The organism is Pseudomonas sp. GW823-FHT02C02, from assembly GCF_058797635.1.
Genome location: NZ_JBXAJV010000008.1, coordinates 221,721 through 234,771, shown reverse-complemented (window position 1 = coordinate 234,771; position 13,051 = coordinate 221,721). Strand labels below are relative to the sequence as shown.

Genomic DNA, 13,051 nt, shown 5'->3' with positions numbered 1-13,051 from the left:
GACACCCCACCGTCCCTGTGGGAGCGAGCCTGCTCGCGATGGCGGTGTATCAGTCGACATCAGTGTTGACTGACACACCGCCATCGCGAGCAGGCTCGATCCCACAGCGGATGTGTGGTGGCCAACAGATTAATCACACGCCTTTCACAACTGCCTCACGAATCCACTCCTAGAATTCACCCATTGGCCGTCCAACGGCCCGGGAGTCGGAGATGTGGCGTTGCGCAGGTGTGCTGGGATTGTTGATGTTGATCGCGGGTTGCCAGACGACCCACGAGGATTTGATCGCCAAGGGTTATCCACCGGCGTTCGCCGATGGTTTCGATGACGGTTGCAGCAGTGGCCGGCAAGCTGCCGGGGCAATCACCGGGGAATTTCGCAAGAACGTCCCGCGTTATCTCAAGGACAAGCAGTACGCCGAAGGCTGGAGCGACGGTTTTCGCCAGTGCCAGGCCATGCGCGAAAGCGAGGATCGCGAGGACTATCGCAGCCACCACTGGGACGACCGCGACAAAGCCTGGCAGCAACAAAAGGACCAGGACGCCGCCCGTGCCTATCGCTCGCAATGAGTCGCGGACAGACATCCATCGAAACTAAAAGCCTGCAACCATGGCCCAAACCCTATAACGGGAGAAAACCATGAGTCGCGCTTTCGTCAATGAAGATAACGCCGCCGCGCAAGCCGATCAGCCGGTCGAACGGCAGGTCAGCACACAGCCCAATTACGTCACGCCCGCGGGGCTGGCGCAGCTTCAGGCGAAAGTCGCCGAAGTGCAAAACCTGCTCAATGGACAGAGTGCGAAAGGCGAACTCGCGGACAAACAGCGCCAGGCCGATCTGGAACGTGACTGGCGATATTTCAATCAACGCCTGCAAAGCGCTCAGTTAGTCGTACCGGCCTCCTCGACCGATAAAGTCCAGATTGGCGCGTGGGTAACGTTTGCCGATGAACAGGGCCACGAACAGCGTGTGCAGTTGGTGGGTGAGGATCAGGCGGATGCGGCGAGTGGGCTGATCAACTGGGGCTCGCCGCTGGGGCGGGCGTTGTTGGGCGCGCAGGTCGGGGATGAAGTGGTGTGGAAGCGGCCGGTGGGGGATTTGATGATTGAGGTGTTGAGCATAGAGATCGAGTGATCGTCAGGCCGTCATCGCTAGCAGGCTGGCTGCCACAGTGGATTTGTGCCGCTCACATATCCCCTGTGGGAGCCAGCCTGCTGGCGATGGCCGCGCCGCGGTGTCACTGAAACCCATAAAAAAACGGAGCCCCGAAGGCTCCGTTTTTTCATGCGACCCGCCCGATATCAGGCCAGTTTCTTGTGCCGTACACGATGCGGCTGGGAAGCCGCTTCGCCGAGGCGTTTCTTGCGATCGGCTTCGTACTCGGTGTAGTTACCTTCGAAGAACACCGCTTGCGAGTCGTCTTCGTAAGCCAGGATGTGCGTCGCGACGCGGTCCAGGAACCACCGATCGTGAGAGATCACAATGGCGGCGCCCGGGAAGTCCAGCAGGGCTTCTTCCAGGGAACGCAGGGTTTCAACGTCGAGGTCGTTGGACGGTTCGTCGAGCAGCAGGACGTTGCCGCCCTCTTTCAAGGTCAGGGCCAGGTGCAAGCGACCGCGCTCACCACCGGACAGGTCCTTGACGAACTTCTGCTGGTCGCCGCCCTTGAAGTTGAAGCGACCGACGTAGGTACGCGACGGGATCTCGTAGTTGCCGATGCGGATCTGATCGGAACCGTCGGAGATTTGCTGGAACACCGTCTTGCTGCCGTCCAGGTCTTCGCGGCTCTGATCGACGCACGCCAGTTGCACGGTTTCGCCGACTTCGATGCTGCCCGAATCCGGCGTTTCCTTGCCCATCAGCATGCGGAACAGGGTCGACTTACCGGCACCGTTACCGCCGATCACGCCAACGATGGCGCCTTTTGGCATGGAGAACGACAGGTTGTCGATCAACACGCGATCGCCGTAACCCTTGGAAACGTTCTTGAACTCGATGACCTTGTCACCCAGGCGTGGACCGGCCGGGATGTAGATCTCGTTGGTTTCGCTGCGCTTCTGGAATTCCTGCGACTGCATTTCTTCGAAGCGTTGCAGACGAGCCTTGGATTTGGACTGGCGGGCCTTGGCGCCTTTGCGCACCCACTCCAGTTCTTCCTTCATGGCTTTTTCGTGAGCCGACTGCTGCTTGGATTCGGCAGCCAGACGGTCGGACTTGGCTTCCAGCCAACCCGAATAGTTGCCCTCGTAAGGGATACCGGCGCCGCGGTCGAGCTCGAGGATCCAGCCGGCGACGTTGTCCAGGAAGTACCGGTCGTGCGTGATCGCGACTACGGTGCCCGGGAAGTCGTGCAGGAAGTGCTCCAGCCAGGCGACGGAATCGGCGTCCAGGTGGTTGGTCGGTTCGTCGAGCAGCAGCATGTCCGGAGCAGACAGCAGCAGGCGGCACAGGGCCACGCGACGCTTCTCACCACCGGAGAGGAATTCGATCTTGGCATCCCAGGCCGGCAGACGCAGCGCATCGGCGGCGACTTCCAGCTGGCGATCCAGGTTGTGACCGTCGCTGGCTTGCAGGATGGCTTCGAGCTTGGCCTGTTCGGCGGCCAGTTTGTCGAAGTCGGCATCTTCATCAGCGTAAGCGGCGTAGACCTCGTCCAGGCGAGCCTGGGCGTTCTTGATCACGCTGACCGCTTCCTCGACTACTTCACGCACGGTCTTGGTCGGGTCCAGGATCGGCTCTTGTGGCAGGTAGCCGATGTTCAGGTCCGGCATCGGACGCGCTTCGCCCTCGAACTCGGTGTCGACGCCCGCCATGATTTTCAACAGCGTGGACTTACCCGAACCGTTGAGGCCGAGCACGCCGATCTTGGCGCCGGGGAAGAAGGACAGCGAAATATTTTTCAGGATTTCCCGCTTCGGCGGAACAACTTTGCCCAGCCGATGCATGGTGAAGACGTATTGAGCCATGGAGAACCTTGGGTCAGTGACAGATGAATGATTGGAGCGCAGGCGATGCCTGGCCAGACTGTGCGCGTCGTCAGATTGATAATGTATCAATACATGAGCGCTGAAAAAGTCTGAGTCTAGGAGCTGGAACGCTCCCGCGTAACCGGCAAAGCTACCTGAATGACAGATGGCAGTCCAGCCGGGAGGGGCTGGCACTTCGCCACAACACAAGGCATGCTAGCCGCCCTCCGGGCGTCCGGCTTATAGTGCACGTCGCGCCAGTCCAGCCAAACCGCAGGATTACAGTTTGTCCAATGTCTCTCCGCCTTCGTCCGTGAGCGCACCTCATCCTGCGCCCGGCGCGCCCCTGCGCGGATCCTTGAAGGGTGCGCTGGCGATACTCGTGCTGTTGTTGCTCGCCTTGCTGTTCTGGCAGCTGCTGGATCAGCTGCGCGAAACACAGAAGCACCAGCGGCAATACACCATCGACTACACCGCCGATCTGGCCGCGCAAGTCAGCCTGAACATGGCGCTCAACGCCCAGATTGCACTGAACCTGCTACCGATCGTCGAACAACCGCAAAGTGCCGACGAACAGCAGGCGCTACTGCGCAAACTGCAACAATCGCTGCCTGACCTGCGCAGCCTGGCGCTACTCAGTCCTTCCGGCAAAGTCCTCAGTGACAGCGCCGCCGACGCCCAGGATGCCGATTACCTGGGTGAACTGGTCCGGCGCAGCCGCGCCCAAGCCCACTATTTCAGCAATGCCGACGACGGTTCAGTGGTGCATCTGCTGCTGCATCAAGCCAGCGGCAGCAGTCGTGGCTACTGGGCCCTGCGCCTGACACCGACGTTTTTCTCGTCACTGACCAAACAAAACGAAGCCGGCATCCGCCCGCTGTGGCTGGTGGAAAACCGGGTCAATCACCAGATCATCAGCCGCGATGAAGCGTCGCCTTCGGTCAAACCGAGCGCGTTATCCCCCGACGATCTGGCCAAAAGTGTGCTGACAGTGCCCCTGAGCAGCAGCGACTGGCAACTGCGCGGACTGTTCGATCGCCAGCAAGTGCTCGAACAACTGTTGCCGGCATTCATCGGCAAATGCCTGCTGGGCCTGGCCTTCTCCCTGCTGCCGTTCATCGTGTTGCTGAACATTCGCCGCCGTCAGCGCCAGTTGCATGAAGGCCGCCGCCGCTATCACGATATTTTCGAAGGCACGGGCGTTGCCCTGTGCGTACTGGACGTCTCCGGGCTCAAGACCTTCTTCGACAAAGCCCAACTGCACAGCAGCGAGCAACTCAAGGCGTGGCTCGACAGACCGGAGCAACGCCAGCAACTGCTCCAGGAACTGCGCATCACCGAGGTCAACCAGGTCGCCCTGCAACTGCTCAACGTCAACTCCTGCACTCAGGCCTGGAAACTGTTGATTGACGGTTGCCCGCTGGACGGCACCGCCATCGGCCACCAAGTGATCGAAACGGTGTTCAACCAGCAGAGACAGCTCGAGCTGGAAATCAAACTCCAGGACCTCAATGGCCGCGACCAGCACCTGTGGCTGGTGCTGCGCCTGCCGGAAGATTACGCCGACTATAAAGCGGTGATCCTGAGTATCACCGACATTACCAGCCGTAAACTCATCGAACTGTCGCTGCTGGAACGCGAAGGGTTCTGGTCCGATGTGGTGCGCACTGTGCCGGACCACCTGTACGTGCAGGACGTGATCAGCCAGCGGATGATTTTCAGTAACCACCACCTGGGCCAGACCCTCGGTTACAACCGTACCGAGTTGCACCAGATGGGCGAGTACTTCTGGGAAATCCTCCTGCACCCCGAAGATGCCGATGACTACCACCGCTCGCGCCAGGCCCAGCGCCACGGGGGTTACACCCAATTGCTGCAGTGCCAGTTGCGGTTCCGTCATCGCGACGGCAAGTGGCGGCGTTTCGACATTCGCGAACAGGCACTGGCGCGGGACAAACACGATCAAGTCACGCGGATCATCGGCGTGGCCAAGGACATCACCGAACAGATCGAAGCCAGTGAATCCCTGCGTGACAGCGAGCAGCGCTACCGGATGCTCGCCGAAAGCATCAGCGACGTGATTTTCTCCACCGACAGCAAAATGGCACTCAATTACGTCAGCCCGTCGGTGCATGCCGTGCTGGGCTACGACGCCGAGTGGATCTTCCAGAACGGCTGGCAATCGACCATCGCCAACCCGCAGCAACTGACCGGCATTTACGGCCTGATGGATCGGGTCAGCAAAGCGCTGGATAAACCCGAGCAACTGGCGCTGCTGCGCACTCAGGTGCAGACCCAACTGTTCCTGTTCGATTGCCTGCGGGCCGACGGGCGCAAGATCCCGATCGAGCTACGGCTGGTGCTGGTCTGGGACGAACACGGGGCCTTCGAAGGCGTGCTCGGCGTCGGGCGCGACATCAGCCAGCAACGCAGGGCCGAAAAAGACCTGCGCATGGCGGCCACGGTTTTCGAACATTCGACGTCGGCGATCCTGATCACCGACCCGGCCGGCTACATCGTCCAGGCCAACGAAGCGTTCAGTCGCGTCAGCGGTTATGCCGTGGAGCAGGTGCTGGACCAGCTGCCAAACATGCTGACCGTCGACGAGCAGCAGGAAGCCCATCTGCGTTATGTGCTCAAACAACTGCATCAGAACAGCACCTGGGAAGGCGAAGTCTGGCTCAAGCGGCGCAACGGCGAGCATTACCCGGCCTGGGTCGGCATCACGGCGGTGCTCGACGATGAAGGTGACCTGGCCAGTTACGTGTGCTTCTTCAGCGACATCAGCGAGCGCAAGGCCAGCGAACAGCGGATTCACCGCCTCGCCTACTACGACGCCCTGACTCACCTGCCCAACCGCACGCTGTTCCAGGACCGCCTGCACACCGCGCTGCAATCGGCCGAGCGGCAGAAGTCCTGGGTCGTGCTGATGTTCCTCGACCTCGACCGTTTCAAGCCGATCAACGACTCCCTCGGCCACGCCGCCGGCGACCGCATGCTCAAGGAAATGGCCACGCGCCTGCTCGGTTGCGTCGATGATGACGACACCGTGGCGCGCATGGGCGGCGATGAATTCACCTTGCTGCTCCAACCGCGGGCCAACCGTGAGGTCGCCTTGAACCGGGCGATCCATGTCGCCGAGCAGATCCTCGCCAGCCTGGTGAAACCGTTCGTGCTGGAAGGCCGCGAGTTCTTCGTCACCGCCAGTATCGGCATCGCGCTGAGCCCGCAGGATGGCAACGAACTCAGTCAGCTGATGAAAAACGCCGACACCGCGATGTACCACGCCAAAGAGCGCGGCAAGAACAACTTCCAGTTCTATCAGGCGGACATGAACGCCAGCGCCCTGGAGCGCCTGGAGCTGGAAAGCGACTTGCGCCATGCCCTGGAACAAGACGAATTCGTTCTGTACTACCAGCCGCAGTTCAGCGGCGACGGCAAACGCCTGACCGGCGCCGAAGCGCTGCTGCGCTGGCGTCATCCACGTCGCGGCCTGGTGCCGCCGGGGGATTTCATTCCGGTGCTCGAAGAGCTCGGGCTAGTGGTGGATGTCGGTGACTGGGTGATCAGCGAAGCCTGCCGTCAGCTCAAGACCTGGCATCAGGCCAAGGTGCGGGTGCCGAAGGTGTCGGTGAACATTTCGGCCCGGCAATTCTCCGACGGCCAACTCGGGACGCGGATTGCCACCATCCTAAAGGAGACCGGCCTGCCGCCGGCGTGCCTGGAGCTGGAGCTGACCGAGAGTATCCTGATGCGCGAAGTCAGCGAAGCGATGCAGATCCTCGCCGGATTGAAAAACCTCGGCCTGAGTATTGCGGTCGATGACTTCGGCACCGGGTATTCCTCGCTCAACTACCTCAAGCAATTCCCGATCGACGTGCTGAAAATCGACCGCACCTTCGTAGATGGCCTGCCGTCGGGTGAGCAGGATGCGCAGATTGCCCGGGCGATCATTGCGATGGCCCACAGCCTGAATCTGGCGGTGATCGCCGAAGGTGTGGAAACCCACGAGCAGCTCGATTTCCTGCGTGAGCATGGTTGCGATGAGGTTCAGGGGTATCTGTTCGGCCGGCCGATGCCGGCGAGCCGGTTTGAGGCGCAGTTCAGCAATGATGCGCTCTTCATGTTTGATTGATTGGAGCCAACAGCTCCAATCAATCAAACATGAAGAAAGCTGGAAGCTTCAAGTGGCAAGCTTCAAGCAGTGGCCGGTCCGCTTTTGACTTGCCGCTTGAGGCTTACAGCCAGAAGCTGAATTCCTTTCGTCTGCGACATGATGTCCTTTCATATGCCATCTAAAAGCGGTTGAGTTAGAATGCCCCCCTTTTCTGCCCCGATCCTTGAGGACCGCCATGTTCAGCCGTGATTTGACTATTGCCAAGTACGACGCCGATCTTTTTGCCGCCATGGAGCAAGAAGCTCAGCGCCAGGAAGAACACATCGAGCTGATCGCTTCGGAAAACTACACCAGCCCAGCGGTGATGGAAGCTCAAGGCTCGGTACTGACCAACAAGTACGCCGAAGGCTACCCGGGCAAGCGCTACTACGGTGGTTGCGAGTTCGTCGACGTGGTTGAGCAACTGGCCATCGACCGCGCCAAAGAACTGTTCGGCGCCGATTACGCCAACGTTCAGCCACACGCCGGTTCCCAAGCCAACAGCGCCGTGTACCTGGCACTGCTGCAAGCGGGCGACACCATCCTGGGCATGAGCCTGGCCCACGGCGGTCACCTGACCCACGGCGCCAGCGTTTCCTCCTCCGGCAAGCTGTACAACGCCGTTCAATACGGCATCGACGCCAACGGCCTGATCGACTACGACGAAGTCGAGCGTCTGGCGGTTGAGCACAAGCCAAAAATGATCGTGGCCGGTTTCTCTGCCTACTCGCAGATCCTCGACTTCCCGCGTTTCCGCGAAATCGCTGACAAAGTCGGTGCCTACCTGTTCGTCGACATGGCCCACGTGGCCGGTCTGGTCGCCGCTGGCGTCTACCCGAACCCGGTTCCGTTCGCTGACGTCGTGACCACCACCACGCACAAGACCCTGCGCGGTCCACGTGGCGGCCTGATCCTGGCTCGCGCCAACGCCGACATCGAGAAGAAGCTGAACTCCGCGGTATTCCCGGGCGCCCAGGGTGGCCCACTGGAGCACGTGATCGCCGCCAAAGCGATCTGCTTCAAAGAAGCGCTGCAGCCTGAGTTCAAGACCTACCAGCAACAAGTGGTGAAAAACGCCCAGGCCATGGCCGAAGTGTTCATCGAACGTGGTTTCGATGTGGTTTCCGGCGGGACCAAGAACCACCTGTTCCTGCTGTCGCTGATCAAGCAGGAAATCTCCGGTAAAGACGCCGACGCCGCTCTGGGCAAAGCGTTCATCACCGTGAACAAGAACTCCGTGCCAAACGACCCACGCTCCCCGTTCGTCACCTCCGGCCTGCGCTTCGGTACTCCGGCTGTGACCACTCGCGGCTTCAAGGAAGCAGAGTGCAAGGAACTGGCCGGCTGGATCTGCGACATCCTGGCTGACCTGAACAACGAAGCGGTGATCGATGCCGTTCGTGAGAAGGTCAAGGCCATCTGCAAGAAGCTGCCGGTGTACGGCGCTTAATTGCGGCGCTAAACCGCAGCCATAAAAAACCGGCCACGTGATGGCCGGTTTTTTTTCGCCCTGGATTTGTAGGAGCTGGCACCACTGGTCAGACCGGTCATGCCAATTATGCAATTTCCGCTTGCGATCACCCAAAAACAGCGCCTAGACTGCGCCTGCACTGGACATACCGGTAAGACCACAATAATTAAGTCCTGAATCTGATGCGCCCACTCAAGCGCACGGCAGCCAGGACACCGACCAGGATTCCTCCCATGCTCAGATGGTGCTCGCGTTCAATCTTCCTCCAAGTGGTTCTCGGACTGGTGCTCGGCATCGTCTGCGGGCTGACCCTTCCTGAATACTCCGCCCAGCTCAAACCGCTCGGCGATGGCTTCATCAAACTGATCAAGATGCTCATCGGCCTGATTGTGTTCTGCGTAGTGGTCAGCGGTATCAGCGGTGCCGGCGACTTGAAGAAGGTCGGGCGCATCGGCCTGAAATCGGTAATCTACTTCGAAATCCTGACCACCATCGCCCTGGTGATTGGTCTGGTGTTCGCATTCACCACCGGCATCGGCAGCGGCGCGAACATTCATCTGGATCAGCTTTCCGCTGCCGACATGGGCGACATCGCCCAGCGCGGCCAGCACATGCAAACCACCTCCCAGTTCTTGATGAACCTGATCCCCACCTCGGTCATCGGCGCCTTCGCGGAGAACAACATCCTGCAAGTCCTGCTGTTTTCAGTGCTGTTCGGCAGTGCGCTGAACCTGGTGGGCGAAGCAGCGTCGGGTATTTCCCGGCTAATCAATGAGCTGAGCCACGTGATCTTCCGCATCATGGGCATGATCGTGCGCCTGGCGCCGATCGGCGTGTTCGGCGCCATCGCCTTTACCACCAGCAAATATGGCCTGGATTCCCTGCAACACCTGGGCAGCCTGGTCGGCCTGTTTTACCTGACCTGCGTGGCGTTTGTGACATTGATTCTCGGCCTGGTGATGCGCCTTTCGGGCCTGAAGATGTGGCCGTTGCTCAAGTACCTGCGCGAAGAACTGCTGATCGTCATGGGCACTGCTTCGTCCGACGCCGTGCTGCCACAAATCATGCGCAAGCTTGAGCACCTGGGCATCGGCAGTTCGACGGTGGGGTTGGTGATTCCGACGGGTTACTCGTTCAACCTCGACGGGTTCTCGATCTACCTGACCCTTGCCATCGTCTTCATCGCCAACGCCACCGGCACGCCGCTGGCCATGACCGACTTGCTGACGATTCTGCTGGTCTCGCTGATTACCTCAAAAGGGGCCCACGGGATTCCCGGTTCGGCGCTGGTGATTCTGGCAGCGACACTCACGGCGATCCCGGCAATTCCGGTGGTCGGCCTGGTATTGGTGCTGGCGGTGGACTGGTTCATGGGCATCGGCCGGGCGCTGACCAACCTGATCGGCAACTGCGTCGCCACCGTGGCCATCGCTCGCTGGGAGAAGGACATCGATATTCAACGGGCGAACAAAGTGCTTTCCGGCCAGGTGGGGTATACCTTCCAGCCGAGAAAACCCGTCGCCCCGGCACATCAGCAGGAATTCTGAATAAACGCCGTGCCTGTCTTCGGGCAGGCACGGTCAACAACCGTTTTGGATGCTCATGGAGCGAACAGTGATTACCTCGTCGACCGTTGTGAACTCAGTCGTAGAAAAACTCCGGGCCGCTTTGGCCCGTGGTCAGTGGCGCTCCGGCGAAATGCTGCCTGGGCAGCGTGAGCTGGCCGAACAACTGGGCATCAGCCGCCCGAGCCTGCGTGAAGCGGTGATCGTGCTGGAAACCCTTGGCCTGGTGCGCTCGATGCCCGGCAAAGGCGTGGTGGTGCTGGACGCCCATCTCAGCGACAGCCAAAGCCACGACAGCGCGGTCGCCGGCGCCAGCCTGGAAGATGTCTTGCAACTGCGCTACACCCTCGAGCCGTTCATCGTCGGCCTGGTCGCGCAGTCGATCAGCAGCAAGGAGGTCGGGCAACTGCGCCTGACCTTGATGGACATGCGCGAAGCGCTGGAGGCCAACGACAGCGAGGCCGGGGTGAACGCCTACATCGCGTTCCACGAAGAACTGTTCACGCTGACCTCGAACCCGATTTTCCAGAGCGTGGTGCAGCAGACCAGCAATGCCCTCAAGCAAAGCGCCGAGGTGCTGCGCAACTCCCCCGAGCATCTGGCTGAGCGCCTTGAGGAGAACGAAGCCGTGGTGCGCGCGATTCGCAGCAAAAACAGCGCCCAGGCCAGTGCCGAGATGCGTCGGCACATCCTTCGGGAAGGCCAGCGGATGGGCATTGAACTGAATATTCCAGACGACAACTTCGGCAGTTAAAACTTCTTCGAACCGGAGACAGGCCATGAACAGCTTCGCTTCACCGCAAACACTCACTGCCCTGCCCCTTCCACCGCGGGCGGAAGATCTCTATTCGCGGATCTTCGACGCCATTCTCGAACAGCGCCTCAATGCGTCCAGCCGCTTTACCGAAGAAAGCCTGGCGCGGATGTTCAGCGTTCGACGCAGTGACATTCGTGGCGTGCTGACGCGTCTGTCTCATCAGCAAATCATCGTCCTTCGGGCGAACCATCGGCCCCGCGTTGCCACGCTCGATGCAGAACAGACTCGGCAGACGCTGCATGCCCGACGACTGACCGAGACCACCTTGGTGCGGCTGGCCTGCCGACAACCTCGTGCGCAACCCTTGAGCCGCCTGCATGCCCTGCTTGAACGCGAACGCCACTGCACAGAGCGCGGCCCGGCGATCCGGTTGTCTGGGGAGTTTCATTTGCTGTTGGCGGAAATGGCGGGAAATGCACCATTGGCGCATTTTCTTGGCAGCCTGGTGCCGCTGACTTCATTGGCGATTGCGCAGTTTGATGCGCAGATGGAGGCCCCTTGCGCGTGGCATAAGGACATTATCAATGCCCTGGAGCGTGGTGATGCGTTGACTGCCGAGGCTTTGCTAAACCGCCACCTCGATATTCTTGAACAGATGTTGCTAGATCCGGTACCCATCCCTGGCAAAAATCGTGTTGCCGGTTAGATCGCCTTCACGGGCAAGCCTCGCGCCTACAAGGGCTACGCAGAACCTGTAGGAACGAGGCTTGCCCGCAAAGACGTCATCACCGATGAACACACTCTTTCAATCCGCCGCCACCCGCGCAAACCCCTCACGGATTTTCTCTTCCGGCAAATCATCGGCAATGAACACGATCACGCTTTCGCGCGCCTCGTCCTCTGCCCAATCCGTGTCCCAGTCGAATCCGTAAAGCTTCAACACGCCCTGAAACACCATGCGCCGCGGCTCGCCCACAATGCTCAATACACCTTTGTAGCGCAGCAATTGCTTGCCATGGTCTTCCAGCAGCTCGTTCATGAACTCGCTGAGCTTGTCGATATCCAGCGGCTTGTCGGTGCGCAGCACCAGGCTGGAGATCCGGTCGATGGAGGGCGCCTTGGTCACCGGACGCAGGCTGACGCCGCCGAGGTCGGCATTCAGGTTGAAACCGCGCACGTCGAGCAATTCGGCCAGGTCGATCTTGCCGTGTTCGACCACTCGAATCGGCGCGCGACGGTTGATGCGGGTCAGGCGCTCGCTCAACGCGGTAAACGTCGCTTCGTCCACCAGATCGCGCTTGCTCACCAGCAAGCGGTCGGCAAAACCGATTTGCGCCTGGGCGATGGTTTGCGTCAGGTGAGTGTCGGCGTGCGCCGCGTCTACCAGGGTGATGATGCCGTCGAGGATGTAACGCTCGCGCAGCTCTTCATCGATGAAAAAGGTTTGCGCCACTGGCGCCGGGTCGGCCAGGCCGGTGCATTCGATCACCAGACGGTCAAAGGCGATTTCGCCGCTGTCCAGGCGTTCGAGCAGCAGGTACAAGGCCTTGGTCAGGTCGGTGTGGATGGTGCAGCAGACGCAGCCGTTGGACAGCGTCATCACTTGCACCGGTTCATCGCCCAACAGCTGGGTGTCGATACCGGCGTCACTGAATTCGTTCTCGATCACCGCGATTTTCAGGCCGTGCTCGGCTTTGAGCAGGTGGCGCAGCAGCGTGGTTTTACCGGCGCCGAGGAAGCCGCTGAGGATGGTTACCGGGATGGGAGAGGACAACTGGAATCTCCTGTTTCACAAAATTAAAAAGCAACACAAAACAAATGTGGGAGCTAGCCTGCCAGCGATGGCGGACTGTCAATCAACAGTGATGTTGAATGTTCAGCCGCCATCGCTAGCAGGCTAGCTCCCACAAGGATTGTTGTTAACCCGACAACCGGGTCAACAGCACTTCGGCCCACCCTTGCCACCGTAACGAGCCTCTTGGCGTTCCCGGAAGAACATCTCGTAGCTCATCATCGGTTTGTCCGGGTGTTTGGTTTGCATATGCTCGACGTAGTTGTCGTAGTCGGGCATGCCGACCATCAGGCGCGCGGCCTGACCGAGGTATTTACCGAGGCGACTCAGGTCATTGAACATGG

10 protein-coding genes are annotated in these 13,051 nt (G+C 60.1%); 7 read left to right on the top strand and 3 right to left on the bottom strand.

What is annotated here, in order from left to right; all coding sequences use genetic code 11:
• Positions 1 to 212: 212 nt before the first annotated feature.
• Together AC1ROI_RS16835 and AC1ROI_RS16830 are read left to right on the top strand one after the other, a co-directional pair.
• Positions 213 to 569, top strand: coding sequence for a hypothetical protein (locus tag AC1ROI_RS16835; RefSeq protein ID WP_010467512.1), 357 nt, complete (start codon positions 213 to 215; stop codon positions 567 to 569).
• A 70-nt stretch (positions 570 to 639) separates the two neighbouring features.
• Positions 640 to 1,134, top strand: coding sequence for a GreA/GreB family elongation factor (locus AC1ROI_RS16830; RefSeq protein WP_077749398.1), 495 nt, complete (start codon positions 640 to 642; stop codon positions 1,132 to 1,134).
• 167 nt (positions 1,135 to 1,301) lie between these two features.
• Here the strand turns inward: AC1ROI_RS16830 and ettA are convergent, their stop codons facing one another.
• Positions 1,302 to 2,966: an energy-dependent translational throttle protein EttA gene (ettA, locus tag AC1ROI_RS16825; protein WP_077749399.1), complete on the bottom strand. Its 1,665-nt coding sequence runs from the start codon at positions 2,964 to 2,966 to the stop codon at positions 1,302 to 1,304.
• Positions 2,967 to 3,252: 286 nt separating this feature from the next.
• Here ettA and AC1ROI_RS16820 point away from each other — a divergent pair, with 286 nt between their 5' ends.
• From AC1ROI_RS16820 to AC1ROI_RS16800, 5 genes are all read left to right on the top strand, one after another.
• Positions 3,253 to 7,101, top strand: coding sequence for a sensor domain-containing protein (locus tag AC1ROI_RS16820; protein WP_102593911.1), 3,849 nt, complete (start codon positions 3,253 to 3,255; stop codon positions 7,099 to 7,101).
• A gap of 217 nt (positions 7,102 to 7,318) precedes the next feature.
• Positions 7,319 to 8,572, top strand: a complete 1,254-nt coding sequence (gene glyA, locus AC1ROI_RS16815; protein WP_102593912.1) for a serine hydroxymethyltransferase — start codon at positions 7,319 to 7,321, stop codon at positions 8,570 to 8,572.
• Between the two features lie 254 nt (positions 8,573 to 8,826).
• Positions 8,827 to 10,140, top strand: a complete 1,314-nt coding sequence (locus AC1ROI_RS16810) for a C4-dicarboxylate transporter DctA (RefSeq protein WP_010467502.1) — start codon at positions 8,827 to 8,829, stop codon at positions 10,138 to 10,140.
• A 67-nt stretch (positions 10,141 to 10,207) separates the two neighbouring features.
• The gene (locus AC1ROI_RS16805) at positions 10,208 to 10,912 is read left to right on the top strand and encodes a FadR/GntR family transcriptional regulator (RefSeq protein WP_010467500.1); all 705 of its coding nucleotides are present in this window, start codon (positions 10,208 to 10,210) and stop codon (positions 10,910 to 10,912) included.
• A 25-nt stretch (positions 10,913 to 10,937) separates the two neighbouring features.
• Positions 10,938 to 11,621, top strand: coding sequence for a GntR family transcriptional regulator (locus AC1ROI_RS16800; RefSeq protein ID WP_102593913.1), 684 nt, complete (start codon positions 10,938 to 10,940; stop codon positions 11,619 to 11,621).
• 99 nt (positions 11,622 to 11,720) lie between these two features.
• On the opposite strand, the gene yjiA is transcribed toward AC1ROI_RS16800, so the two are convergent.
• Entirely contained in the window at positions 11,721 to 12,689 is a 969-nt protein-coding gene (gene yjiA, locus AC1ROI_RS16795) for a GTPase (protein WP_083375716.1), read from the bottom strand.
• Positions 12,690 to 12,851: 162 nt separating this feature from the next.
• Positions 12,852 to 13,049 carry a YbdD/YjiX family protein gene (locus AC1ROI_RS16790; RefSeq protein ID WP_010467494.1) on the bottom strand — a complete coding sequence of 66 codons (198 nt, stop codon included), beginning with the start codon at positions 13,047 to 13,049 and terminating at the stop codon, positions 12,852 to 12,854.
• Between the last annotated feature and the right edge of the window lie 2 nt (positions 13,050 to 13,051).